At 71.6% G+C, this 24,146-nt stretch carries 23 protein-coding genes and 1 pseudogene; 22 read left to right on the top strand and 2 right to left on the bottom strand.

The annotated features are described in order from the left end of the window. Nucleotides 1-8 precede the first annotated feature (8 nt). The 4 genes from hisS to rpsD all read left to right on the top strand — a co-directional run bounded on the left by hisS (nucleotide 9) and on the right by rpsD (nucleotide 4,482). Nucleotides 9-1,271 carry a histidine--tRNA ligase gene (hisS, locus tag ABTZ91_RS14055; RefSeq protein ID WP_352077391.1) on the top strand — a complete coding sequence of 421 codons (1,263 nt, stop codon included), beginning with the start codon at nucleotides 9-11 and terminating at the stop codon, nucleotides 1,269-1,271. 146 nt (nucleotides 1,272-1,417) lie between these two features. Further along, nucleotides 1,418-2,044 carry a vitamin K epoxide reductase family protein gene (locus ABTZ91_RS14050; RefSeq protein WP_352077390.1) on the top strand — a complete coding sequence of 209 codons (627 nt, stop codon included), beginning with the start codon at nucleotides 1,418-1,420 and terminating at the stop codon, nucleotides 2,042-2,044. Between the two features lie 83 nt (nucleotides 2,045-2,127). Continuing rightward, on the top strand, nucleotides 2,128-3,483 hold the full coding sequence (locus tag ABTZ91_RS14045; RefSeq protein WP_352077389.1) for a replication-associated recombination protein A: 1,356 nt from the start codon (nucleotides 2,128-2,130) through the stop codon (nucleotides 3,481-3,483). Between the two features lie 384 nt (nucleotides 3,484-3,867). Then, complete coding sequence (gene rpsD, locus ABTZ91_RS14040) at nucleotides 3,868-4,482, top strand: 30S ribosomal protein S4 (protein ID WP_352077388.1); 615 nt, start codon at nucleotides 3,868-3,870, stop codon at nucleotides 4,480-4,482. A gap of 34 nt (nucleotides 4,483-4,516) precedes the next feature. Here rpsD and ABTZ91_RS14035 read toward each other — a convergent pair whose 3' ends face one another. After that, the gene (locus tag ABTZ91_RS14035) at nucleotides 4,517-6,682 is read right to left on the bottom strand and encodes an AAA family ATPase (RefSeq protein WP_352077387.1); all 2,166 of its coding nucleotides are present in this window, start codon (nucleotides 6,680-6,682) and stop codon (nucleotides 4,517-4,519) included. A gap of 177 nt (nucleotides 6,683-6,859) precedes the next feature. Between ABTZ91_RS14035 and ABTZ91_RS14030 the strand changes: the two genes are divergently transcribed. The 16 genes and pseudogenes from ABTZ91_RS14030 to nusB all read left to right on the top strand — a co-directional run bounded on the left by ABTZ91_RS14030 (nucleotide 6,860) and on the right by nusB (nucleotide 21,555). Continuing rightward, complete coding sequence (locus ABTZ91_RS14030) at nucleotides 6,860-7,294, top strand: DUF948 domain-containing protein (protein WP_352077386.1); 435 nt, start codon at nucleotides 6,860-6,862, stop codon at nucleotides 7,292-7,294. Nucleotides 7,295-7,299: 5 nt separating this feature from the next. Then, complete coding sequence (locus tag ABTZ91_RS14025; RefSeq protein ID WP_352077385.1) at nucleotides 7,300-7,647, top strand: DUF6167 family protein; 348 nt, start codon at nucleotides 7,300-7,302, stop codon at nucleotides 7,645-7,647. Continuing rightward, the gene (gene alaS, locus ABTZ91_RS14020; RefSeq protein WP_352077384.1) at nucleotides 7,647-10,313 is read left to right on the top strand and encodes an alanine--tRNA ligase; all 2,667 of its coding nucleotides are present in this window, start codon (nucleotides 7,647-7,649) and stop codon (nucleotides 10,311-10,313) included. The genes ABTZ91_RS14025 and alaS overlap by 1 nt, the downstream gene beginning before the upstream one ends. A 2-nt stretch (nucleotides 10,314-10,315) precedes the next feature. Then, nucleotides 10,316-10,780, top strand: a complete 465-nt coding sequence (ruvX, locus tag ABTZ91_RS14015) for a Holliday junction resolvase RuvX (RefSeq protein ID WP_352077572.1) — start codon at nucleotides 10,316-10,318, stop codon at nucleotides 10,778-10,780. Between the two features lie 51 nt (nucleotides 10,781-10,831). Continuing rightward, nucleotides 10,832-11,829, top strand: a pseudogene (locus ABTZ91_RS14010) (RNA-guided endonuclease InsQ/TnpB family protein). 101 nt (nucleotides 11,830-11,930) lie between these two features. Beyond that, entirely contained in the window at nucleotides 11,931-13,670 is a 1,740-nt protein-coding gene (gene mltG / locus ABTZ91_RS14005) for an endolytic transglycosylase MltG (RefSeq protein WP_352077383.1), read from the top strand. Nucleotides 13,671-13,673: 3 nt separating this feature from the next. After that, nucleotides 13,674-14,501 carry a shikimate dehydrogenase gene (locus ABTZ91_RS14000; protein WP_352077382.1) on the top strand — a complete coding sequence of 276 codons (828 nt, stop codon included), beginning with the start codon at nucleotides 13,674-13,676 and terminating at the stop codon, nucleotides 14,499-14,501. Between the two features lie 34 nt (nucleotides 14,502-14,535). After that, nucleotides 14,536-14,757 (top strand): hypothetical protein, encoded by a 222-nt coding sequence (locus ABTZ91_RS13995; protein WP_352077381.1) that lies wholly within the window; start codon nucleotides 14,536-14,538, stop codon nucleotides 14,755-14,757. Nucleotides 14,758-14,888: 131 nt separating this feature from the next. Further along, nucleotides 14,889-16,073 (top strand): chorismate synthase, encoded by a 1,185-nt coding sequence (gene aroC, locus ABTZ91_RS13990; RefSeq protein WP_352077380.1) that lies wholly within the window; start codon nucleotides 14,889-14,891, stop codon nucleotides 16,071-16,073. Continuing rightward, nucleotides 16,070-16,588: a shikimate kinase gene (locus tag ABTZ91_RS13985; RefSeq protein ID WP_352077379.1), complete on the top strand. Its 519-nt coding sequence runs from the start codon at nucleotides 16,070-16,072 to the stop codon at nucleotides 16,586-16,588. The genes aroC and ABTZ91_RS13985 overlap by 4 nt, the downstream gene beginning before the upstream one ends. Then, a complete protein-coding gene (gene aroB, locus ABTZ91_RS13980) occupies nucleotides 16,585-17,679 on the top strand; it encodes a 3-dehydroquinate synthase (RefSeq protein ID WP_352077378.1) in 1,095 nt (364 codons plus the stop codon). Before ABTZ91_RS13985 ends, aroB begins: the two co-directional genes overlap by 4 nt. Continuing rightward, complete coding sequence (gene aroQ, locus ABTZ91_RS13975; protein ID WP_352077377.1) at nucleotides 17,676-18,122, top strand: type II 3-dehydroquinate dehydratase; 447 nt, start codon at nucleotides 17,676-17,678, stop codon at nucleotides 18,120-18,122. The genes aroB and aroQ overlap by 4 nt, the downstream gene beginning before the upstream one ends. 189 nt (nucleotides 18,123-18,311) lie before the next feature. Continuing rightward, nucleotides 18,312-19,139, top strand: coding sequence for an AAA family ATPase (locus tag ABTZ91_RS13970; protein WP_352077376.1), 828 nt, complete (start codon nucleotides 18,312-18,314; stop codon nucleotides 19,137-19,139). Nucleotides 19,140-19,393: 254 nt separating this feature from the next. After that, on the top strand, nucleotides 19,394-20,500 hold the full coding sequence (locus ABTZ91_RS13965; protein ID WP_352077375.1) for an aminopeptidase P family protein: 1,107 nt from the start codon (nucleotides 19,394-19,396) through the stop codon (nucleotides 20,498-20,500). 48 nt (nucleotides 20,501-20,548) lie between these two features. After that, nucleotides 20,549-21,115 carry an elongation factor P gene (efp, locus tag ABTZ91_RS13960; RefSeq protein ID WP_352077374.1) on the top strand — a complete coding sequence of 189 codons (567 nt, stop codon included), beginning with the start codon at nucleotides 20,549-20,551 and terminating at the stop codon, nucleotides 21,113-21,115. 2 nt (nucleotides 21,116-21,117) lie between these two features. After that, the gene (gene nusB, locus ABTZ91_RS13955) at nucleotides 21,118-21,555 is read left to right on the top strand and encodes a transcription antitermination factor NusB (protein WP_352077373.1); all 438 of its coding nucleotides are present in this window, start codon (nucleotides 21,118-21,120) and stop codon (nucleotides 21,553-21,555) included. Nucleotides 21,556-21,772: 217 nt separating this feature from the next. Here the strand turns inward: nusB and bldD are convergent, their stop codons facing one another. Then, complete coding sequence (gene bldD, locus ABTZ91_RS13950; RefSeq protein WP_030607052.1) at nucleotides 21,773-22,273, bottom strand: transcriptional regulator BldD; 501 nt, start codon at nucleotides 22,271-22,273, stop codon at nucleotides 21,773-21,775. A 246-nt stretch (nucleotides 22,274-22,519) separates the two neighbouring features. Between bldD and pyrR the strand changes: the two genes are divergently transcribed. Beyond that, nucleotides 22,520-23,083, top strand: a complete 564-nt coding sequence (gene pyrR, locus ABTZ91_RS13945; RefSeq protein ID WP_352077372.1) for a bifunctional pyr operon transcriptional regulator/uracil phosphoribosyltransferase PyrR — start codon at nucleotides 22,520-22,522, stop codon at nucleotides 23,081-23,083. Between the two features lie 83 nt (nucleotides 23,084-23,166). Continuing rightward, entirely contained in the window at nucleotides 23,167-24,144 is a 978-nt protein-coding gene (locus ABTZ91_RS13940; protein ID WP_352077371.1) for an aspartate carbamoyltransferase catalytic subunit, read from the top strand. Nucleotides 24,145-24,146: the final 2 nt, after the last annotated feature.

Below are 24,146 nucleotides of genomic sequence, written 5' to 3'. Positions count from 1 at the left end.
AGACCCACGTGAGCACCTTTCAGGCCCCCAAGGGCACGTACGACCTGATCCCCCCGCGTTCCGCCGTGTTCCTGGCGGTCCGCGACGCGATCGCCACCCAGGTGAGGAACGCCGGCTACGGCTACGTCGAGACCCCCGGCTTCGAGGACGTGAACCTCTTCGCCCGCGGCGTCGGCGAGTCCACCGACATCGTCACCAAGGAGATGTACACCCTCACCACGAAGGGCGGCGACCAGCTCGCCCTGCGTCCCGAGGGCACCGCCTCCGTCCTGCGCGCCGCCCTCCAGGCCAACCTGCACAAGCAGGGCAACCTGCCGGTCAAGCTCTGGTACTCCGGCTCCTACTACCGCTACGAGCGGGCCCAGGCGGGCCGCTACCGCCACTTCTCCCAGGTCGGCGCCGAGGCGATCGGCGCCGAGGATCCCGCCCTCGACGCCGAGCTGATCATCCTGGCCGACCAGGCCTACCGCGCCCTCGGCCTGCGGGACTACCGCATCCTGCTGAACTCGCTCGGCGACAAGGAGTGCCGCCCCGTCTACCGGGAGACCCTGCAGACCTTCCTGCGCGGCCTCGACCTCGACGAGGACACCCTGCGCCGCGCCGAGATCAACCCGCTGCGGGTCCTCGACGACAAGCGCGAGTCGGTGCAGAAGCAGCTGGCCGACGCCCCGCTGCTGCGCGACTACCTGTGCGACGCGTGCAAGGCGTACCACGAGGAGGTGCGCGCGCTGATCACCGCGGCGGGCGTGGTCTTCGAGGACGACCCCAAGCTGGTGCGCGGCCTCGACTACTACACCCGGACCACCTTCGAGTTCGTCCACGACGGCCTCGGCTCGCAGTCCGCGGTCGGCGGCGGCGGCCGCTACGACGGCCTGTCCGAGATGATCGGCGGCCCCGCGCTGCCGTCCGTCGGCTGGGCGCTCGGCGTGGACCGCACCGTCCTCGCCCTGGAGGCCGAGGGCGTGGCGCTCGACCTGCCCGCGACCACCAGCGTCTTCGCCGTCGCCATCGGCGAGGAGGCGCGCCGGGTGCTGTTCGGCAAGGTCACCGAGCTCCGCAAGGCCGGCGTCGCCGCCGACTTCTCCTTCGGCGGCAAGGGACTCAAGGGCTCGATGAAGGACGCCAACCGCTCCGGCGCCCGCCTCACCCTCGTCGCCGGCGAGCGCGACCTCGCCGAGGGCGTCGTCCAGCTCAAGGACATGGATTCCGGCGAGCAGCAGGCGGTCGCCCTGGACGCGCTGGTCGAGGCGGTCAAGGCCAAGCTCGCCTGACCGCGCCCCGCGGCACGTGAAGGGCCCCGGCCATGGGCGGCCGGGGCCCTTTAACCTCCGCTCACGCCGGGCGTGCCACGCTGTGCGGCACAATGACCGTGGCCGGTCGGCGGACGCGACAGAGCGAGAAGAGCGAGCACAGCGACATGACGAACGCAGCGGCAGCGAACCGGACCGCGGAGCGGGAGGACTCCCGCGCCATCGGCGCCGGCCGTGGCCTCGCCTGGCTCCTGGTGATCACCGGCGCCGCCGGACTGCTCGCCTCCTGGGTGATCACGCTCGACAAGTTCAAGCTCCTGGAAGACCCGAACTTCACGCCCGCGTGCAGCCTGAATCCGATCGTCTCCTGCGGCGGCGTGATGAAGAGCGAGCAGGCCGCGGCGTTCGGCTTCCCCAACCCGATGCTGGGCCTCGTCACGTACGCCGTCGTCGTCGCCCTCGGCGTCGGCCTGCTCGCGGGCGCCCGCTACCGCCGCTGGTACTGGCTCGGCCTCAACGCCGGCACCCTCTTCGGCGTCGGTTTCTGCACCTGGCTCATGATCCAGTCGCTGTACGAGATCAACGCGCTGTGCCTGTGGTGCTGCCTCGCCTGGGTCGCCACCCTCGTCATGTTCTGGTACACCACCTCGCACAACGTCCGCCGAGGCGTCCTGCCCGCGCCCGCGGGCCTGCGCACCTTCCTCGACGAGTTCACCTGGGTCCTGCCCGTGCTGCACACCGCCGTCATCGGCATGCTGGTCCTGACCCGCTGGTGGGACTTCTGGACCGGCTGACGGGCCGGGCCACCGGACGGGCCGGAGGACGGGCGGCCGCCGCCCGTCCGGCGTTGTCAGTGCTCTGACTTAGGCTTCATGACGTGGAGCCCGACCTGTTTACCGCCGCCGCCGAAGAACGCCAGGAGAAGGACCCGTCCAGCAGCCCCCTGGCCGTCCGGATGCGCCCGCGCACCCTCGACGAGGTCGTGGGCCAGCGGCATCTGCTCAAGCCCGGCTCGCCGCTGCGCCGGCTCGTGGGCGAGGGCAACGGCGGCCCGGCCGGCGCCTCCTCCGTCATCCTGTGGGGCCCGCCCGGCATCGGCAAGACGACCCTCGCGTACGTCGTGTCGAAGGCCACCGACAAGCGCTTCGTCGAGCTCTCCGCGATCACCGCGGGCGTCAAGGAGGTCCGCGCCGTCATCGACGGGGCCCGGCGGGCCTCCGGCGGCTACGGCAAGGAGACCGTCCTCTTCCTCGACGAGATCCACCGCTTCTCCAAGGCCCAGCAGGACTCCCTGCTCCCGGCCGTCGAGAACCGCTGGGTGACGCTCATCGCCGCCACCACCGAGAACCCGTACTTCTCGGTGATCTCCCCGCTGCTCTCCCGCTCGCTCCTGCTCACCCTGGAGCCGCTGACCGACGACGACCTGCGCGGGCTGCTGCGCCGCGCCCTGGAGGAGGAGCGGGGGCTCGGCGGCGCGGTGACCCTGCCCGAGGACGCCGAGGCCCATCTGCTGCGGATCGCCGGCGGCGACGCCCGGCGCGCCCTGACCGCCCTGGAGGCGGCGGCGGGCGCGGCCCTCGACAAGGGCGAGCCGGAGATCACCCTGGCGACGCTCGAGGAGACCGTCGACCGCGCGGCGGTGACGTACGACCGGGACGGCGACCAGCACTACGACGTGGCGAGCGCCCTCATCAAGTCGATCCGCGGCTCGGACGTGGACGCGGCGCTGCACTATCTGGCCCGGATGATCGAGGCGGGGGAGGACCCCCGGTTCATCGCCCGGCGGCTGATGATCTCGGCCAGTGAGGACATCGGCCTGGCCGATCCGAACGCGCTGCCGCTGGCCGTCGCCGCCGCCCAGGCCGTGGCGATGATCGGCTTCCCCGAGGCGGCGCTGACCCTGAGCCACGCCACCATCGCCCTCGCCCTCGCCCCGAAGTCGAACGCGGCGACGAACGCGATCATGGCGGCCCGCGCCGACGTCCGCAACGGCCTCGCGGGCCCCGTGCCGCCCCATCTGCGCGACGGCCACTACAAGGGCGCCGCCAAGCTCGGCCACGCCCAGGGCTATGTGTATCCCCACGACGTCCCCGGCGCCATCGCACCCCAGCAGTACGCCCCGGACACCGTCCACGGCAGGCGCTACTACGAGCCGACCCGGTACGGCGCCGAGGCGCGGTACGCGGACGTGGTGGAGAAGGTCAGGGAGCGCCTGAAGGGCGAGGGCGGCTGACGGCGGCGCCGGCCGGAAGCTCCCGACCCCGGGCCGGGCGACCTCGGTGCGGAAGGCGCCGGCGGACCCGGTATGCTGGTCGGAAGTGCTGCGTTCCGTGTCCGGCCTCGGCCGACATCACCAGAGCGGGACAGTCAGCCGGAACACCGCCTCCGTGCGGAGTTCCAGGAGCGTCGCGCACCTTCGAAGGTGTCGCGGGCAACCCACCACCACCGGGAATCCCCGGAGCGGCGGTGGGCCGTTCGCGTGCTGCACGTATGTGCCCAGACCAGGGAGCGGCTGCCCGGCAGGTCCCCTCGTGGACCCGGCGGGTTTCCCCGGCTGCGGATTGCGACCTCCCGAACCCTGGTGAAGCCGTATTCGAAACAGTAGAGAGGTTGGTTCATGCCGAACCAGTCCCGTCCCAAGGTCAAGAAGTCGCGTGCCCTCGGCATCGCCCTGACGCCGAAGGCCGTCAAGTACTTCGAGGCCCGCCCCTACCCGCCGGGCGAGCACGGCCGTGGCCGCAAGCAGAACTCGGACTACAAGGTCCGTCTGCTCGAGAAGCAGCGTCTGCGCGCCCAGTACGACATCAGCGAGCGCCAGATGGCCCGCGCCTACGACCGCGCCAAGAAGGCCGAGGGCAAGACGGGCGAGGCCCTGGTCGTCGAGCTCGAGCGTCGTCTCGACGCCCTGGTCCTGCGTTCGGGCATCGCCCGCACCATCTACCAGGCCCGTCAGATGGTCGTCCACGGCCACATCCAGGTCAACGGCCAGAAGGTCGACAAGCCGTCCTTCCGCGTCCGTCCCGACGACGTCGTGATGGTCCGCGAGAAGTCCCGCAGCAAGACCCTCTTCCAGGTCGCTCGCGAGGGTGGCTTCGCCGCCGAGGGCGAGACCCCGCGCTACCTGCAGGTCAACCTGAAGGCCCTGGCCTTCCGCCTCGACCGCGACCCGAACCGCAAGGAGATCCCGGTCATCTGCGACGAGCAGCTGGTCGTCGAGTACTACGCCCGCTGATCCCAGCCGGCCCGTAGTACCGCCCCCGCGGTGTTCAGCCCGCCGCTTCCCCGCCCCGCACGGTGGGGGAGCCGGCGGGCTTTCGCGCGTCCGGGACCGGAGACCCGCCCGTACGGAACGGACGCGCCGCCTCCGTACGCCCCTCCCCGCCCCGATCCCCACGGTCGGCGAGCGCCCGCTCCACCGCCTCGTCCAGCGACAGCGCCAGCCCCTCCCGATAGCGCACCTCGTACCCGTCGGCGCCCAGCACCTCGCCCAGCTGCCGCCCGCACAGCTCCCTCGGCCCGTTGAAGTACGACGAACCGAACAGCGGCACCCCCACCGAGTCCCACACCGGTCGCGCCGCACCCTGCAGCACCGCCGCCTCCGCCGCGTCCCCCTCGGCCGCCGTCACCAGCGCCAGCAGCTCCAGCGCCAGGACAAGGCCCACCAGATCGTGGAAGGTGTGGTTGATCGAGACGCACTCGACGAGCAGCTCCCGCGCCGTCCCGTGATCGCCCCCGGTCAGCGCCGCGTACGCGAGCACGTAGAGCGCGTACGCCCGCGTCCAGCGCTCGCCCCGCTCCTCGCAGACCTCCCGCACCTCCGCCGACAGCGCCGCCGCACCCTCCAGATCACCCTGGAAGGCACGCGCCATCGCCAGCTCGACCTGGCCCATCAGCACGTTGCTGTTCAGCTCGCCGAGCTCCCGGTAGGTCGCGAGCGCCCCGCCGATCAGTTCCTCGGCCCGCGGCATGTCGTCCGAGAGCAGCGCCAGACAGCCCATCCGGTGCGTCGCGTACGCCCGCGCCACCTCGTTCCCCGTGATCCGGGCCCGCTCCGCGCACTCGTGCAGCGCCGCCACCGCCGCCGTCGGATCGCCCTGCAGGATCGCCACATAGCCGAGCACCCACAGCGCTTTGAGCCGGGCGTCCTCCTGCAGCGTCACCTCCCCGGCACCCGGCATGGCCAGCGACCGGTCCAGCCAGTGCCGCCCCTCCGACAACCGCCCGCACCCGGCCCAGTAGAACCACAGCGTCCCCGCCAGATGCTGGGCGAGCGCGGCCTCCTCGGGCGACTCCAGACACAGCTCCAGGGCCGCGCGCAGATTCGGCAGCGCCACGTCCGTACACGCCGCCACCTCCGCCTGCCGGGGGCTGAACCACTCCAGCTCGCACCAGGTGGCCAGACCCATGTACCAGTCCCGGTGCCGGCGCCGCATCCGACCGGTGTCGCCGAGCGCCGCCAGCCACTCCGCCCCGTACGCGCTCACCGTGTCGAGCATCCGGTAACGCGTCCCCGCCGCCGTCTCCTCCCGCGCCACCAGGGACTGCGCGAGCAGCTCGCCGAGCACGTCGAGCACCCGGTCCGCCGGCAGCTCCGGGCCCCCGCAGACGTACTCCACCGCCTCCAGGTCGAACGGCCCCGCGAACACCGAGAGCCGCGCCCACAGCAGCCGCTCCTCGGGCGTGCACAGCTCATGGCTCCACCCGATCGCCGTGCGCAGCGTCCGGTGCCGGGGGAGCGCGCCCCGCCGGCCGCCGTCGAGCAGCCGGAAGCGGTCGTCGAGCCGCCGCAGCATCTGCTCCGGGGTGAGCAGCGGCAGCCGGGCCGCCGCCAGTTCGAGCGCCAGCGGAATCCCGTCAAGCCGCCGGACCAGCTCCCGCAGCGTCTCCGGGTCGCCCGGCGCGGCGGCCCCCGCCTCCGCCGCCCGGCCGGTCAGCAGCGCCAGCGCGTCCGCCTCGCCCATCGGCGCGAGCCCGAACACCGCCTCCCCGTCCACCCGCAGCGGCCGGCGGCCCGCCGCGAGGACCGTGAGCCCCGGGCAGCCCCGAAGCAGCTCCCGCAGCAGCCCCGCGCACTCCTCCACCAGGTGCTCGAAGCCGTCCACCACCAGCAGCAGCCGCAGCTCCGCCAGGTGCTCCAGGAGCACCTCGCGCGGCCCGCGCACGGTGTGGTCGGTCAGGCCCAGCGCCTCGACCAGGGCATGGGCCACCAGCTCCGGGTCGCGCAGCGAAGCCAGTTCGGCGAGCCGGACACCGTCGGCGTAGCGTTTCTGCAGGGCTCCCGCGGCTCGCAGGGCCAGCCGCGTCTTGCCGACGCCACCCACCCCGACCACCGTGACCAGCCGGAACTCGCCGAGCAGCCGGGCCACTTCGTCCTGTTCGGCGGCCCGTCCCACGAACCGATTCAGCTCCGCAGGGAGATTGCTCCGTCGCATGGCACACGGAGCGTACTCACCCGCGCGCGCTCCGTACAATCGGCCCCGGACGGCTCGCCTCCCGCACGCGGTAATGCGGTACGGCACAAGAGCCCGGGCGCGATAGGGTCGGAGGAGGTTTATCAGCAGGGGTCCGACGACCGTCCGGGGCCCGACGACAGCAGAGAGCGGTGCAGCGTGACCGGTGGTGAGGTAGCCGGGATCCTGGTGGCCGTGTTCTGGGCGATTCTCGTCTCCTTCCTCGCCGTGGTGCTGGTGAGACTGGCGCAGACGCTCAAGGCGACCACCAAGCTCGTGGCGGACGTGACCGAGCAGGCCGTCCCGCTGCTCGCCGACGCCTCAGCGACCGTCCGCTCCGCACGGACCCAGCTCGACCGGGTCGACGCCATCGCCTCGGACGTCCAGGAAGTCACCTCCAACGCCTCCGCGCTGTCCACCACCGTCGCCTCCACCTTCGGCGGCCCGCTCGTCAAGGTCGCCGCCTTCGGCTACGGGGTGCGCAAGGCGCTGGGCCGGGACCGGCAGGACGCGCCGCCCGCGCGACGCGAGCGGCGTACGGTGATCGTCGGTCGCACCGTGCCGTCCGCGAGGCGCCGGAAGCAGAAGGGCTGAGCACGATGTTCCGCCGTACGTTCTGGTTCACCGCCGGCGCGGCCGCCGGTGTGTGGGCCACCACCAAGGTCAACCGCAAGCTCAAGCAACTGACCCCCGAGAGCCTCGCCGCACAGGCGGCCGACAAGGCCGTCGAGGCGGGCCACCGGCTGAAGGACTTCGCCCTCGACGTGCAGGCGAACATGCGCCGACGGGAGGCCGAACTCGGCGAGGCCCTCGGCCTCGACGCCCCGGACGGCCCCAGGGACGACCGCGAGCTCGGCGCACCACGCCGCAGGGCCGCGCTCGGACCCCGCACCACCCCAGACACGACCACCTATTCGCTTACGTACAACCGGAATGAGGACCACTGATGGAGTCGGCTGAAATCCGCCGCCGCTGGCTGAGCTTCTTCGAGGAGCGCGGGCACACCGTCGTCCCTTCGGCGTCGCTCATCGCGGACGACCCGACTCTGCTGCTCGTCCCCGCCGGCATGGTGCCCTTCAAGCCCTACTTCCTGGGCGAGGTCAAGCCGCCCTACGCGCGCGCCGCCAGCGTGCAGAAGTGCGTGCGCACCCCCGACATCGAAGAGGTCGGCAAGACCACCCGCCACGGCACGTTCTTCCAGATGTGCGGCAACTTCTCCTTCGGCGACTACTTCAAGGAAGGCGCCATCAAGCTCGCCTGGGAGCTGCTGACCTCCTCGGTCGAGCACGGCGGCTACGGGCTCGACCCGGAGAAGCTCTGGATCACCGTCTACCAGGACGACGACGAGGCCGAGCAGATCTGGCGCGACGTCGTCGGCGTCCCCGCCGAGCGCATCCAGCGCCTCGGCAAGAAGGACAACTTCTGGGACATGGGCGTCCCCGGCCCCTGCGGCCCCTGCTCCGAGATCAACTACGACCGCGGCCCCGAGTTCGGCGTCGAGGGCGGCCCGGCCGTCAACGACGAGCGGTACGTCGAGATCTGGAACCTCGTCTTCATGCAGTACGAGCGCGGCGAGGGCCCGGGCAAGGACTACCCGATCCTCGGCGACCTGCCGTCGAAGAACATCGACACCGGCCTCGGCATGGAGCGCCTGGCGATGATCCTCCAGGGCGTCCGCAACATGTACGAGACCGACACCCTCAAGGTCGTCATCGACAAGGCCACCGAGCTCACCGGCGTCACCTACGGCAAGGCCCACGACAGCGACGTCTCGCTGCGCGTGGTCGCCGACCACATGCGCACGTCCGTGATGCTCATCGGCGACGGCGTCACCCCCGGCAACGAGGGCCGCGGCTACGTGCTGCGCCGCATCATGCGCCGCGCCATCCGCAACATGCGCCTGCTCGGCGCCACCGGCCCGGTCGTCGGCGAGCTCGTCGACACCGTGATCACCACGATGGGCGAGCAGTACCCGGAGCTCGTCACCGACCGCAAGCGCATCGAGGCCGTCGCCCTCGCCGAGGAGGCCGCCTTCCTCAAGGCCCTCAAGGGCGGCACCAACATCCTCGACACCGCCGTCACCGAGACCAAGGCCGCCGGCGGCACCGTCCTCTCCGGCGACAAGGCGTTCCTGCTCCACGACACCTGGGGCTTCCCGATCGACCTCACCCTCGAGATGGCCGCCGAGCAGGGCCTCACCGTGGACGAGGACGGCTTCCGCCGCCTGATGAAGGAGCAGCGGGAGCGCGCCAAGGCCGACGCCCAGGCCAAGAAGACCGGCCACGCCGACCTGACCTCGTACCGCGAGATCGCCGACGCGGCCGGCGCCACCGAGTTCACCGGCTACACCAACACCGAGGGCGAGACCACCGTCGTCGGCCTGCTGGTCAACGGCGTCCCGTCGCCGGCCGCCTCCGAGGGCGACGAGGTCGAGGTCGTCCTCGACCGCACCCCGTTCTACGCCGAGGGCGGCGGCCAGATCGCCGACCAGGGCCGCATCAAGCTGCACTCCGGCGCGGTCATCGAGGTCCGCGACGTGCAGCAGCCGGTGCCCGGCGTCTCCGTGCACAAGGGCTCGGTGCAGGTCGGCGAGGTCACCGTGGGCGCCACCGCCTACGCCGCCATCGACGTGCGCCGCCGCCGGGCCATCGCCCGCGCCCACTCGGCCACCCACCTGACCCACCAGGCGCTGCGCGACGCCCTCGGCCCGACGGCCGCCCAGGCCGGTTCCGAGAACCAGCCCGGCCGCTTCCGCTTCGACTTCGGCTCGCCGAACGCCGTCCCCGGCACCGTCCTCATGGACGTCGAGCAGAAGATCAACGAGGTCCTGGCCCGCGAGCTCGACGTGCACGCCGAGGTCATGCCGATCGACGAGGCCAAGCGCCAGGGCGCCATCGCCGAGTTCGGCGAGAAGTACGGCGAGAAGGTCCGCGTCGTCACCATCGGCGACTTCTCCAAGGAGCTGTGCGGCGGCACGCACGTGCACAACACCGCCCAGCTGGGTCTGGTGAAGCTGCTCGGCGAGTCCTCCATCGGCTCCGGCGTGCGCCGCATCGAGGCCCTCGTCGGCGTCGACGCGTACAACTTCCTCGCCAAGGAGCACACGGTCGTCGCCCAGCTCCAGGAGCTCGTCAAGGGCCGCCCGGAGGAGCTGCCGGAGAAGATCTCCTCGATGCTCGGCAAGCTGAAGGACGCCGAGAAGGAGATCGAGAAGTTCCGCGCGGAGAAGGTCCTCCAGGCCGCCGCCGGTCTGGTCGAGTCCGCCAAGGACATCCGCGGCGTCGCCCTGGTGACCGGCCAGGTGCCGGACGGCACCGGCGCCGACGACCTGCGCAGGCTGGTCCTGGACGTCCGCGGCCGCATCCCGTCGGACCGCCCGGCCGTCGTGGCCCTGTTCAGCACGGTGGGCGGCAAGCCGCTCACGGTCATCGCCACCAACGAGGCCGCCCGCGAGCGCGGCTTCAAGGCCGGCGAGCTGGTCCGCACCGCCGCCAAGACCCTCGGCGGCGGCGGTGGCGGCAAGCCGGACGTCGCCCAGGGCGGCGGCCAGAACCCGCAGGCCGTCGGCGAGGCCATCGACGCGGTCGAGCGCCTGGTCGTGGAAACCGCGTGACGATGCGCCGAGGACGACGACTCGCCGTCGACGTCGGGGACGCCCGGATCGGGGTCGCCTCCTGCGACCCCGACGGGGTCCTGGCCACGCCGGTGGAGACCGTGCCGGGACGCGACGTCCCGGCCGCCCACCGGCGGCTCCGCCGGCTCGTCGAGGAGTACGAGCCGATCGAGGTCGTCGTGGGCCTCCCCCGCTCGCTCAGCGGGCGGGAGGGCCCGGCCGCGACCAAGGTCCGTGCCTTCGCCCGGGAAATGGCCAAGGGCATCGCCCCGGTCCCGGTCCGGCTGGTGGACGAGCGGATGACGACGGTCACGGCGACGCAGGGGCTGCGGGCCTCGGGAGTGAAGGCCAAGAAGGGGCGGTCCGTCATCGATCAGGCCGCCGCGGTGATCATCCTTCAGAACGCTCTTGAGTCCGAACGGGTATCAGGTAATCCGCCCGGTGAGGGCGTCGAAGTGATTGTCTGACGTTTCGCGAAGGCTCGGTGGCCAGCAGGCTGCGAAGCTAACGTGTGAGTCGTGAAGAGCAAGTATGTGAGACGGGCCTTCAAATTCCGTTTTTATCCGACTATTGCGCAGGCGGCAGAGCTGTCCCGCACTTTTGGCTGCGTGCGCAAGGTGTACAACCTTGCTCTTCATGCCCGCACTGAGGCGTGGTACCAGAGGCGCGAACGCGTCACCTATGTCCAGAGCTCGGCGATGCTCACCGAATGGAAGAAGGCTGACGAATTCGCCTACCTGAGAGATGTGTCCTCCGTGCCACTGCAACAGGCGCTGCGGCACTTGCAGGGCGCGTTCGTGAACTTCTGGGAAAGGCGGGCGAAGTACCCACGATTCAAGTCACGGAAAAAGTCGCGCGCCACTGCGGAGTACACCCGGTCAGCGTTCCGGTGGCACGACGGAAGCCTGACCCTTGCGAAGATGGTCGAGCCGCTTCGGATCGTTTGGTCAAGGCCACTCCCGGCCGGTGCCGAACCCTCCACTGTGACGATCTCACGGGACGCTGCCGGTCGCTGGTTCGTCGCGCTTCTGGTGGAGGATCCGACGGTGCGACCTCTGCCGCCGGCAGGCGAGCCCGCGGTTGCGCTCGACGTAGGACTCGCGTCGCTGGTGACCCTTTCCACGGGAGAGAAGGTCGCGAATCCGAGGCATGAGCGGGTCGACAGGAAGCGTCTCGCACTTGCTCGGCGACGGCTGGCACGGAAACAGCCCGGCTCGAAGAACCGCCAGAAGGCACAACGCAGGGTTGCACGGCTGCATGCCAGGATTGCGGACCGGCGTCGCGACCACCTGCACGAACTGACGACCCGACTCGTTCGTGAGAACCAAACGATCGTGATCGAGAACGGGGCGAAGAACCTCCTGGCCGCCGGGCTGGCGGTGACGGCCTGTGGAGCTGGCGTAAGACCTCAACGGGAGCGATCCCGGGCGGGCGGTCAGCAGCGAAGCAGGAAGCCAAGCGGGTGACCGCTGGAAGTTTCTCCGACTATCGGTGCGGAGGGATGGATGTCAACTGATCGCGATACGGTAACGTTCCCCGCGATGTGGCGGTGTTCGAACAGCTGCCGCACAACGTAGAGGCTGATGGTCCGGAAGCCTCGCGGCTGTTTGGGGATCGATGACTGAGTATGGCCGGAGCCCCGGCTCCGAACCGTGGCACCCCACGGATCCTCTGTACGGGGACCAGGGGTGGGAGGGCCAGCAGCAGTACCCGTACCCGCAGCAGGCGCAGCAGTACGGCCACCAGGACCCGCCGCAGGCCCAGCAGTACGGCGATCAGAACCCGCAGCAGGCCCAGCAGTACGGCCATCAGGATCCCTACGGGCAGCACCAGGGATATGCCGACGGCACGTACCAGCAGCAGCCGCAGGAGTACGGCGCACAGCAGTACGGCGATCAGCAGTACGGGAACCCGGGCGGTTACGACACGCCCGGGTATCCCGCACAGCAGTACGACGGCACCTGGGAGACGAGCCAGGCGGCCATGCCGTACAACGCGCCGCCCGCCGATCCGTACGGCGGTCAGAACCCCGATCTCTACGGCACCCCCGAGGCCTACCCGCCGCCGCAGCCCCCGGGCCGTCGGCAGGTGCCGCCGCAGCCGGTGAACGACTGGGAGGCGGAGCCGCAGGAAGAGGAGCGGCACCCCTTCTTCACCGGTGAGGACGACCCGGGCGACGACCGGGACGACCGCGCCGGACGGGACGACGACGAGTACGACGAGGAGCCGGCCGGCCGCCGTGCCGGGCGTGACCGCCGTGGCGGCAAGAACCGGAACAAGGGCAAGAAGGCCAAGAACGGCGTGGCCTGCCTGGTCGTGGCGCTCGTCCTGGTGGGCGGCGTCGGCGGTGTCGGCTACTTCGGCTACCAGTTCTGGCAGGGCCAGTTCGGTGCCGCGCCCGACTACGCGGGCACCGGCGCCGGCGAGGTCCAGGTCGAGATCCCGCAGGACGCCGGCGGTTACGTCATCGGCAACATCCTGAAGAAGGCCGGCGTCGTGAAGAGCGTCGACGCCTTCGTCTCCGCCCAGCAGAAGAACCCCAAGGGCCTGACGATCCAGGCCGGCGTCTACACGCTGAAGAAGGAGATGTCGGCGGAGAGCGCCGTCGCGCTCATGCTCAGCCCGGCGAGCAAGGCGAACTTCGTCATCCCCGAGGGCAAGCGCAACGCCTGGGTGTACGACCAGCTCGACAAGCGTCTCGGGCTCAAGCCGGGCACCACCAAGGAGGTCGCCTTCAAGCAGGCGAACGACCTGGGCCTGCCGGACTGGGCGAAGAACCACCCCGAGGTGAAGGACCCGCTGGAGGGCTTCCTCTTCCCGGCGAGCTACCCCGTCGCCAAGGGCGCCAAGCCCGAGGACGCCCTGCGCAAGATGGTCGCGCGTGCCAACCAGGAGTACGGCAAGCTCGACCTGGAGGGGAAGGCGACGCAGCTCGGGCTCAAGGGCCCGTGGGAGCTGGTCACCGTCGCGAGCCTCGTGCAGGCCGAGGGCAAGACGCACGACGACTTCACGAAGATGGCCGAGGTCATCTACAACCGCCTCGGTCCGGACAACAAGGAGACCTTCCAGCTCCTGCAGTTCGACTCCACGTACAACTATCTGACGGGCCAGAGCAAGATCAAGATCACCCGCAAGGAGATCCTGAGCAACCCGGACCCGTACAACACCTACAAGCACAAGGGCCTGACGCCCGGGCCGATCGGCAACCCGGGGGTGGAGGCGGTGAACGCCGCCCTCCACCCGACGAACGACGGCTGGATGTACTTCGTCGCCACCGACGGCATGAGCAAGACCGAATTCGCCAAGACCCTCGCCGAGCACGACAGGCTCGTCGAGAAGTTCAATGCGGGGAACTGAACGATGAGTCCCACCCGGCGGGCGGCCGTCCTCGGTTCGCCCATCGCCCACTCCCTCTCGCCGGTCCTGCACCGGGCCGCGTACCGCGAGCTCGGCCTCGACGACTGGTCGTACGGCCGCTTCGAGGTCGACGAGGCCGCACTGCCCGGCTTCGTGGGCGAGCTGGACGAGTCCTGGGCCGGGCTGTCGCTGACCATGCCGCTCAAGCGGGCGATCATCCCGCTGCTCGACGAGGTCACCGGCACCGCGGCCTCGGTCGAGGCCGTCAACACGGTCGTCCTCACCGAGGACGGACGCCGGATCGGCGACAACACCGACATCCCCGGCATGGTCGCCGCTCTGCGCGAGCGGGGCGTCGAGAAGGTGGACACCGCGGCCGTCCTCGGCGCCGGCGCCACCGCCTCCTCGGCGCTGGCCGCGCTGGCTCGGATCTGCTCGGGGCCCGTCACCGCCTACGTCCGCAGCGAGGCCCGCGCGCGGGAGATGCACGGCTGGGGCGAGCGGCTCGGCGTCGATGTGCGCACCGCGTCCTGGGACGCCGCCGCCGAGGCCCTCGCCGCGCCGCTGGTGATCGCCACCACTCCGGCGGGGACCACGGACGCGCTCGCCGCGTCCGTGCCCGACACGCCCGGCACCCTGTTCGACGTCCTCTACGACCCCTGGCCCACCCGGCTCGCCGCGGCCTGGTCGGCGCGGGGCGGGAAGGTCGTCGGGGGGCTCGACCTCCTGGTCCACCAGGCGGTGCTCCAGGTCGAGCAGATGACCGGCCGTACTCCCGGCCCGTTGGCGGCCATGCGGGCGGCGGGGGAGAAGGCGCTCGCCGAGCGCTGAGCACAGGAGAGAAATCGTGAGTCGGGGGGGCGACGTGCTGCTCGCGTCGAAATGGGATATTGGATTCGATCTCGCGCATCTGGTGTGGGGACTGATCAGGATCGCCTTCATGGCGCTGCCGGATTGGATCCGATATCCGGTACTCGTTCTGGGGGGCGCCTTCGTCCTCTACGTCATCGGGACACGGGTGCGCGACTGGTGGCGCGAACGCGGTGTCACTCCGCCCGGCACGGCGGAAACGACACCCGATACGTGAGACTTGTGTCCCGACCCGTGGACCGGCGATCGGTCGACCGCCCGGACGTGGGAGGATCGGGGGTGGCGGACCAGGGCCGCGCACCCAGGTCGCGCCGTCGCAGTGCCCAGGCGCGAGCATGAGGAGCATCGTTGAGCAGGTTGCGTTGGCTGACGGCGGGGGAGTCCCACGGACCCGCGCTGGTTGCAACCCTTGAGGGACTTCCGGCCGGCGTTCCGGTCACCACGGAGCTGGTGGCGGACCATCTCGCGCGGCGGCGCCTCGGCTATGGACGCGGTGCCCGCATGAAGTTCGAGCAGGACGAGATCACGTTCCTCGGCGGCGTCCGCCACGGCCTCTCCCTCGGCTCGCCGATCGCCGTCATGGTCGGCAACACCGAGTGGCCCAAGTGGGAGAAGGTCATGTCGGCCGACCCGGTCGACCCGGACGAGCTGGCCGGCTCCGCGCGCAACGCGCCGCTGACCCGCCCCCGGCCCGGCCACGCCGACCTGGCCGGCATGCAGAAGTACGGCTTCGACGAGGCCCGGCCGATCCTGGAGCGCGCCAGCGCCCGTGAGACCGCCGCCCGCGTCGCCCTCGGCGCCGTGGCCCGCTCCTTCCTCAAGGAGGCGGCCGGCATCGAGATCGTCTCCCACGTGGTCGAGCTCGCCGCCGCCAAGGCCCCGTACGGCGTCTACCCGACCCCCGCCGACGTCGACAAGCTCGACGCCGACCCGGTCCGCTGCCTCGACGCCGACGCGTCGAAGGCGATGGTCGCCGAGATCGACCAGGCCCACAAGGACGGCGACACCCTCGGCGGCGTCGTCGAGGTCCTCGCCTACGGCGTCCCCGTCGGCCTCGGCTCCCACGTCCACTGGGACCGCCGTCTCGACGCCCGGCTCGCCGCCGCCCTCATGGGCATCCAGGCCATCAAGGGCGTCGAGGTCGGCGACGGCTTCGAGCTCGCCCGCGTACCCGGCTCGAAGGCCCACGACGAGATCGTGAAGACCGACGACGGCATCAAGCGCACCTCCGGCCGCTCCGGCGGCACCGAGGGCGGTCTGACCACCGGCGAGCTGCTGCGCGTCCGCGCCGCCATGAAGCCGATCGCCACCGTCCCGCGCGCCCTCGCGACCGTCGACGTGGCCACCGGCGAGGCCGCCGCGGCCCACCACCAGCGCTCCGACGTCTGCGCCGTCCCGGCCGCCGGCATCGTCGCCGAGGCGATGGTCGCCCTGGTCCTTGCCGACGCCGTCCTGGAGAAGTTCGGCGGCGACTCGGTCCCCGAGACCCGCCGCAACGTCCGCTCCTACCTCGACAACCTCCACATCCGGTGACCGGCGGCCCGCTGGTCGTCCTCGTCGGCCCGATGGGCTCCGGCAAGTCCACCGTGGGCGCGCTCCTCGCCGAACGGCTCGGAGCCGCCTACCGGGACACCGACGCCGACATCGTCGCCGCCGAGGGACGCGAGATCGCCGACATCTTCGTCGAGGACGGCGAGGACCACTTCCGCGCCCTCGAACGCGAGGCCGTGCGCAAGGCCGTCACCGAGCACGAGGGCGTCCTCGCGCTCGGCGGCGGCGCGGTGCTCGACGAGGGCACCCGCGCCCTGCTGCGCGGGCTGCCCGTCGCGTACCTCTCCATGGACGTCGAGGCCGCCGTCCGCCGCGTCGGCCTCGGCGCCGCCCGGCCGCTGCTCGCCGTCAACCCGCGCCGCCAGTGGCGCGAGCTGATGGACGCGCGCCGCCATCTGTACGAAGAAGTCGCCCGCGCCGTCGTCGCCACCGACGAGCGCACCCCCGAAGAGGTCGCCGACGCGATCCTCGACGCACTGGAGTTGAAGGACGTATGACGGACCAGGAAGTGACCCGTATCCAGGTCGGCGGCTCCGCGGGCACCGACCCGTACGAGGTACTGGTCGGCCGGCAGCTGCTCGGCGAGCTCCCCGGACTGATCGGCCCCTCGGTCAGGCGGATCGCGGTGATCCACCCCGAGGCACTGGCCGAGACCGGCGAGGCGCTGCGCGCCGACCTCGCCGAGCAGGGCTACGAGGCCGTCGCCATCCAGGTGCCCAACGCCGAGGAGGCCAAGACCGCCGAGGTCGCCGCCTACTGCTGGAAGGCGCTCGGCCAGACCGGCTTCACCCGCAGCGACCTCATCGTCGGTGTCGGCGGCGGCGCCACCACCGACCTGGCCGGCTTCGTCGCCGCGACCTGGCTGCGGGGCGTGCGCTGGATCGCGGTGCCCACCACCGTCCTCGCGATGGTCGACGCCGCCGTCGGCGGCAAGACCGGCATCAACACCGCCGAGGGCAAGAACCTCGTGGGCGCCTTCCACCCGCCCGCCGGGGTGCTGTGCGACCTCGCCGCGCTCGACTCGCTGCCGGTCAACGACTACGTGAGCGGCCTCGCCGAGATCATCAAGGCCGGTTTCATCGCCGACCCGGTCATCCTCGACCTGATCGAGGCCGACCCGCAGGCCGCCCGCACCCCGGCCGGACCGCACACCGCCGAGCTCATCGAGCGGTCGATCCGGGTCAAGGCCGAGGTCGTCTCCGGCGACCTCAAGGAGGCCGGCCGCCGCGAGATCCTCAACTACGGCCACACCCTCGCCCACGCCATCGAGAAGAACGAGCGGTACAAGTGGCGCCACGGTGCCGCCGTCTCCGTCGGCATGGTCTTCGCCGCCGAGCTCGGCCGGCTCGCCGGCCGCCTCGACGACGCCACCGCCGACCGCCACCGCGCGGTCCTGGAGTCGGTCGGTCTGCCGCTGACCTACCGCGGCGACCAGTGGCCGAAGCTCCTGGAGACGATGAAGGTCGACAAGAAGTCCCGTGGCGACCTGCTGCGCTTCATCGTCCTCGACGGGCTCGCCAAGCCGGCCGTCCTGGAGGGCCCGGACCCGGCCGTCCTGATCGCCGCGTACGGCGAGGTGTCCGCGTGAGCGAGCCGCGCCGCGTCCTCGTGCTGAACGGCCCGAACCTCGGCCGCCTGGGCTCGCGCGAGCCCGACATCTACGGAGCCACCTCCTACAAGGGGCTCGTGGAGTCCTGCCGCGCCCTCGGCGAGGAGCTCGGCTTCGACGTCGAGGTGCGGGAGACCAACGACGAGGGCGAGATGATCCGCTGGCTGCACGAGGCCGCCGACGGGTCCGTCCCGGTCGTCCTCAACCCCGGCGCCTTCACGCACTACTCGTACGGGATGCGCGACGCGGCCGCCCAGCGCACCGCGCCGCTGATCGAGGTGCACATCTCCAACCCGTACACCCGCGAGGAGTTCCGGCACACCTCGGTGGTCGCCGCCGTGGCCACCGGGACCGTCGCCGGCTTCGGCATCGGCTCCTACCGGCTCGCCCTGCGCGCGCTCGCCGAGGAGCTCGACTCCTGAAGCGGGATCCCTGAAGCCCGACTCCTGAAGCCCGACTCCTGAAGCCCGACTCCTGAAGCCGGATTCCTGAAGCCGGATTCCTGATCCGGGCACGTCGATCCGCCCCCGGCCGTTTCCCCTGGGGAAGCCGGGGGCGGTAACGTTCCGGCAACGACGGAATCATCGGCGCAGGGACGGAGTGGGCACCGGATGCAGCACGGGATGGGGGCTCCGTTGCCACCGCACGGACCCGCCGGCCACACCCAGTGGGCGCCCGGCGCCCTCGGCGCCCGGGCCCAGGGCGGACCTCCGCCCGTCCCGCCGGCGCCCCCGCACCACCCCTACCCGGCACCGCCCACGCCGCAGAGCCCGCCGCCGCCCGGGCCGCCCGCCCCCGGCTGGAACGCCCCGCCGGTCGCCCCGGCCGGGCCGCGGGCCACCGGGCACATCGCGATGCCGCCCCCGGTGACCGGCACCGGCACCGCCACCATCGCCGTGCTGCTCATCGGCCCGGCCGGAGCGGGCAAGACCACCGTCGCCCGCCACTGGGCCGGCCGCCGGAGCGTCCCGACGGCCCACATCAGCCTCGACGACGTGCGCGAGTGGGTCTGCTCCGGCTTCGCCGACCCCCAGTCCGGCTGGAACGAGAACTCCGAGGCCCAGTACCGCCTGGCCCGCCGCACCTGCGGCTTCGCCGCCCGCAACTTCCTCGCCAACGGCATCTCCTGCATCCTCGACGACGCCGTCTTCCCCGACTGGCCCGTCGTCGGCCTCGGTGGCTGGAAGCGCCACGTGGGCCCCGGCCTGCTCCCCGTCGTCCTGCTGCCCGGCCTCGACGTCGTCCTGGAACGCAACGCCGAACGCAGCGGCAACCGCCGCCTCGCCGACGAGGAGGTCGCCGCGATCCACGGCCGGATGGCCGGCTGGTACGGTTCCGGCCTCCCGATCATCGACAACTCGACGTACGACGTGGAGACCACGGCCCGCGTCCTGGACGAGGTCCTCGCCCGCGCGATATCCGGCCAGCCGCAGACCTGAGCTCCCGGCCCTCGACGGACCACCGGTGCGGGGCCCCGAGCTCCCGCAACCGGCTGCCGGACCAGGACCCGGGGCTCCCGCAGTGGGCCGCCGGTCCAAACGCTCGGGCAACCGGCCGCCGTCCATGGCCCCCGGCTCCCGCTTGGCCGCCGCCCACGCCCCCCGGCTCCCGCTTCGCCGCCGCCCACGCCCCCCGCTGCCCGGTCGGCCGCGCACAACAGGCCGGGCCGGCCGGGCGCTCGTAGGCTCGGAGCATGTCAGAGCTGTATGCGGACCGCCGGATGCGGCTGCGCGACCGGTGCGCGGCCGCCGGCAGCGCGGCGGCCCTGGTCACCCGCCCCGCCAATGTCCGCTATCTCTCGGGCGGTTCGCCCGCCGGCGCCGTGCTGCTGGTCGGCCCCGACGAGGACGTGCTGCTCTGCCCGACCGCCCCGGGCGGAGACCCGGCCGACGGGCGGCTCGACGAGCTCCTGCGCCAGGTCGTCCTGCCCAGCGACGGCGGTGACCCGGCCGTCGCCGCCGTCGACTTCGCCCGCAAGGCGGGGGCCGACGCCCTGTCCGTCGAGGAGCACCACCTGACCGTGGCCCGTCACCGGGCCATGGGCTCCGTCGCGCCGGGGCTGCGCCTGGCCGACCTGTCCTCGGCCGTCGAACAGCTCAGGATCGTCAAGGACGAGGACGAGATCGCCTGCCTGCGGATCGCCGCCGAGATCGCCGACCAGGCCCTCGGCGAGCTCCTGGAGTCGATCCTGGTCGGCAGGACCGAGCGGCACCTCGCGCTGGAGCTGGAGCGCCGGCTCGTCGACCACGGCGCCGACGGGCCCGCCTTCCCCACCTCCGTGGCCACCGGGCCGCACTCGGGCCGGGCCGGGCACAGGCCGACCGACCGGCGGGTCGAGGAGGGCGATTTCCTCACCGTCTGCCTCGGCGCCAACTACCGCGGCTACCGCTGCGAGATCGGCCGCACCTTCGTCATCGGCACCACCCCCGCGGACTGGCAGATCGAGCTCTACGACCTCGTCTTCGCCGCTCAGCGCGCCGGACGCGAGGCCCTGGTCCCCGGCGCCGCGTACCGGGACGTGGACCGCGCGGCCCGGCAGATTCTCACCGCGGCGGGCCACGGCGACGCCGCCACCGCCCTCACGGGGCACGGCGTGGGCCTGGAAATCGACGAGGACCCGCAGCTCGCACCCGCGGCCATGGGTAAACTGGACGCTTGTGTGCCGGTCACCGTCGAACCGGGGGTCCACCTCCCGGGCCGGGGCGGGGTCCGGATCGATGACACGCTCGTCGTGCGCCAGGAGGCGGACGGCGGACCCGAGCTACTCACCATCACGACCAAGGAGCTGCTCGCGCTGTAGGGCGCGTACGTCTCCGGGGTCCACGTCAGTCCAGGAGATTCCGCAACCGTGGCTTCCACGAACGACCTCAAGAACGGCATGGTGCTCAAGCTCGAAGGCGGCCAGCTCTGGTCCGTCGTCGAGTTCCAGCACGTCAAGCCCGGCAAGGGCCCGGCCTTCGTGCGCACCAAGCTCAAGAACGTCCTGTCCGGCAAGGTCGTCGACAAGACCTTCAACGCGGGCGTGAAGGTCGACACGGCCACCATCGACCGCCGCGAGATGCAGTTCTCCTACATGGACGGCGAGTACTTCGTCTTCATGGACATGGAGACCTACGACCAGCTGATGGTCGACCGCAAGGCCGTCGGCGACGCCGCCAACTTCCTCGTCGAGGGCTTCACCGCCCAGGTCGCGCAGCACGAGGGCGAGGTGCTCTACGTCGAGCTCCCGGCCGCCGTCGAGCTGACCATCGCCGAGACCGAGCCGGGCGTCCAGGGCGACCGCTCCACCGGTGGCACCAAGCCCGCCACCCTGGAGACCGGCCACCAGATCCAGGTCCCGCTCTTCATCACCACCGGTGAGAAGATCAAGGTCGACACCCGCACCAGCGACTACCTCGGCCGGGTGAACAGCTAACCGTGGCCGCCCGGAGCAAGGCCCGCAGGCGGGCCTTCCAGATCCTGTTCGAGGCCGACCAGCGTGGTGCCTCGGTGCAGGAAGTCCTCGCGGACCAGGTCCGGCACCACCGGGCCGACGACCGCCAGCCGCCGGTGAACGAGTTCACCATGCAGCTGGTCGAGGGCTACGCCCAGCACATCGCCCGGATCGACGAGCTCATCGCGACCTACGCGGTGGACTGGGACCTCGACCGGATGCCCGTCGCGGACCGGAACATCGTGCGCCTCGCCGCGTACGAGCTGATCTGGGACGACGGCACCCCGGACGCGGTGGCGATCGACGAGGCCGTGCAGCTCGCCAAGGAGTTCTCCACGGACGAGTCGCCGAGCTTCGTCAACGGTCTGCTCGCCCGCTTCAAGGACCTGAAGCCGCGCCTGCGCCGGGACGCGGACGCCTAGTCCCTCCCCTCCCCGGCAGTCGAAGGGGCCCGCAGCACACGCCGTGCTGCGGGCCCCTTCGGCGTGCCGTCGGATCATCGGACCCGCGTACCGCCGAACGGGTGACGGGGGCGGCCCGGGAGACGGAAAGCGCCGGGGCCGTGGGAGTCGGCGATCGACTCCCACGGCCCCGGCGGCACGTTTCTGCTGTGACCCGGCAAGGGGTCGGAAACGAAGGTCAGCTCTCCTCGTGGGCGACGGCGCGGCGCGCGTCCGCGTCCAGCACGCCCCAGCTGATCAGCTGCTCGGTGAGGACCGAGGGGGACTGGTCGTAGATGACGGCGAGGGTGCGCAGGTCGTCCTGGCGGATCGACAGCACCTTGCCGTTGTAGTCGCCGCGCTGCGACTGGATCGTCGCCGCGTAGCGCTGGAGCGGGCCGGCCTTCTCGGCGGGGACGTGGGCCAGGCGCTCCAGGTCCAGGACCAGCTTCGGCGGCGGCTCGGCGGCCCCGCCCGGCGTGGTGCCCGGCAGCAGCTCCTGCACCGGCACACCGTAGAAGTCCGCGAGCTCGGCCAGGCGCTGCACGGTCACCGCGCGGTCGCCACGCTCGTACGAACCGACCACGACCGCCTTCCAGCGGCCCTGGGACTTCTCCTCCACACCGTGGAGGGACAGGCCCTGCTGGGTGCGGATCGCACGGAGTTTGGCCCCGAGCTGCTTTGCGTATTCGCTGGACATAACGCTCCCGGACGCTGTGACGACATGCGGCTGCGCCGCGCGGCTGGTAACTCACTGTGAGGTTACGCAGCGTGACACTCTCCCGTCAAGCCGAATGGTCCATACCGCCCCCTCGCGAGGGACGGCGCCCGGAGTGGCGCCCGGGTGGTGAGCGGGGCACCCCTCCGCCCCTGGTAAGGTGGACGGCGCAATTCCGACGTCCTTTAAGAGCCGTCCCGTGAGGCGGAGAAGGAGGTCCGTTTCCACATGGACGCACAGCAGCAGACCGATGCCGCCCGGCCCGTTCTCGAGGCCCCGGACATCGCGCGGGTCCTGACCCGCATCGCCCACGAGATCGTCGAGCGCGCCAAGGGCGCCGACGACGTGGTCCTCCTCGGCATTCCCACCCGCGGCGTCTACCTCGCCCGCCGGCTGGCCGAGAAGCTCGAATCGATCACCGGCACCACGGTCCCGGTCGGCTCCCTCGACATCACCATGTACCGGGACGACCTGCGGATGAAGCCGGCGCGCGCCATCGGCCGCACCGACATCCCCGGGGACGGCATCGACGGCCGTCTCGTCGTCCTCGTTGACGACGTCCTCTTCTCCGGCCGCACCATCCGCGCCGCCCTCGACGCCCTCGGCGACATCGGCCGCCCCCGTGCCGTCCAGCTCGCGGTCCTCGTCGACCGCGGCCACCGCGAACTCCCGATCCGCGCCGACTACGTCGGCAAGAACCTCCCCACGTCGCTGCGGGAGACGGTCAAGGTCCAGCTCGCCGAGGAGGACGGTCGCGACACCGTCCTGCTCGGCAGCAAGCCCGCCTCCTGATCCGGACCGGCCCACGACGGGTCCGGGGCACAGCCCTGCGCACCCGCATGCCCACCTCCTCCCCACCACGGAGAGAAACCCCGATGATGCGTCACCTCATCTCGGCCGCCGACCTCACCCGCGACGACGCCGTCCTCATCCTCGACACCGCCGAGGAGATGGCCCGGGTGGCCGACCGGCCCATCAAGAAGCTCCCGACCCTGCGCGGGCGCACGATCTGCAACCTCTTCTTCGAGGACTCGACCCGCACCCGGATCTCCTTCGAGGCGGCCGAGAAGCGCCTGTCCGCCGACGTCATCAACTTCGCCGCCAAGGGCTCCAGCGTCTCCAAGGGCGAGTCCCTCAAGGACACCGCCCAGACCCTGGAGGCCATGGGCGTCGACGCCGTCGTCATCCGCCACAGCGCCTCCGGCGCCCCCTACCGCCTGGCCACCTCCGGCTGGATCGACGCCCCCGTCATCAACGCCGGCGACGGCACCCACCAGCACCCCACCCAGGCCCTCCTGGACGCCTTCACCATGCGCCGCCGCCTCGTCGGCCGCGACGCCGGCCTCGGCCAGGACCTGTCCGGAAAGCGCATCACCCTCGTCGGCGACATCCTGCACAGCCGGGTCGCCCGCTCCAACGTCGACCTGCTGCACACCCTCGGCGCCGAGGTCACCCTGGTGGCCCCGCCCACCCTCGTCCCCGTCGGCGTCGAGCACTGGCCCTGCGAGGTCTCCTACGACCTCGACAACGTGCTGCCGAAGTCCGACGCGGTGATGATGCTGCGTGTGCAGCGCGAGCGGATGAACGCGGCCTTCTTCCCGACCGAGCGCGAGTACTCGCGCCGCTACGGGCTCGACGGCCTCCGGATGGCGAAGATGCCCGAGCACGCCATCGTCATGCACCCCGGGCCCATGGTCCGCGGCATGGAGATCACCGCCGAGGTCGCCGACTCCGACCGCTGCACGGTCGTCGAGCAGGTCGCCAACGGCGTCTCCATCCGCATGGCCGTCCTCTACCTGCTGCTCGGCGGCTCCGAGCCCGCCGCCACCCACGCCCGTACCGAGGAGAACTGAAC

This window comes from Streptomyces sp. NPDC126499 (assembly GCF_040302485.1).
Lineage (GTDB): Bacteria > Actinomycetota > Actinomycetes > Streptomycetales > Streptomycetaceae > Streptomyces.
Note: the sequence above shows the minus strand (reverse complement) of the source record. Positions and strands in the feature narration are given on the sequence as shown.

What these genes read in the sequence shown, in the direction of transcription:
- aroB (WP_352077378.1), top strand. Translation starts at nt 16,585, where the DNA reads ATGACGGACCAGGAAGTGACCCGTATCCAGGTCGGCGGCTCCGCGGGC.
- ABTZ91_RS14000 (WP_352077382.1), top strand. Translation starts at nt 13,674, where the DNA reads ATGAGTCCCACCCGGCGGGCGGCCGTCCTCGGTTCGCCCATCGCCCAC.
- ABTZ91_RS14025 (WP_352077385.1), top strand. Translation starts at nt 7,300, where the DNA reads ATGTTCCGCCGTACGTTCTGGTTCACCGCCGGCGCGGCCGCCGGTGTG.
- ruvX (WP_352077572.1), top strand. Translation starts at nt 10,316, where the DNA reads ATGCGCCGAGGACGACGACTCGCCGTCGACGTCGGGGACGCCCGGATC.
- mltG (WP_352077383.1), top strand. Translation starts at nt 11,931, where the DNA reads ATGACTGAGTATGGCCGGAGCCCCGGCTCCGAACCGTGGCACCCCACG.
- alaS (WP_352077384.1), top strand. Translation starts at nt 7,647, where the DNA reads ATGGAGTCGGCTGAAATCCGCCGCCGCTGGCTGAGCTTCTTCGAGGAG.
- ABTZ91_RS14035 (WP_352077387.1), bottom strand. Translation starts at nt 6,682, where the DNA reads ATGCGACGGAGCAATCTCCCTGCGGAGCTGAATCGGTTCGTGGGACGG.
- ABTZ91_RS14050 (WP_352077390.1), top strand. Translation starts at nt 1,418, where the DNA reads ATGACGAACGCAGCGGCAGCGAACCGGACCGCGGAGCGGGAGGACTCC.
- pyrR (WP_352077372.1), top strand. Translation starts at nt 22,520, where the DNA reads ATGGACGCACAGCAGCAGACCGATGCCGCCCGGCCCGTTCTCGAGGCC.
- ABTZ91_RS13940 (WP_352077371.1), top strand. Translation starts at nt 23,167, where the DNA reads ATGATGCGTCACCTCATCTCGGCCGCCGACCTCACCCGCGACGACGCC.
- bldD (WP_030607052.1), bottom strand. Translation starts at nt 22,273, where the DNA reads ATGTCCAGCGAATACGCAAAGCAGCTCGGGGCCAAACTCCGTGCGATC.
- ABTZ91_RS13970 (WP_352077376.1), top strand. Translation starts at nt 18,312, where the DNA reads ATGCAGCACGGGATGGGGGCTCCGTTGCCACCGCACGGACCCGCCGGC.
- rpsD (WP_352077388.1), top strand. Translation starts at nt 3,868, where the DNA reads ATGCCGAACCAGTCCCGTCCCAAGGTCAAGAAGTCGCGTGCCCTCGGC.
- ABTZ91_RS13965 (WP_352077375.1), top strand. Translation starts at nt 19,394, where the DNA reads ATGTCAGAGCTGTATGCGGACCGCCGGATGCGGCTGCGCGACCGGTGC.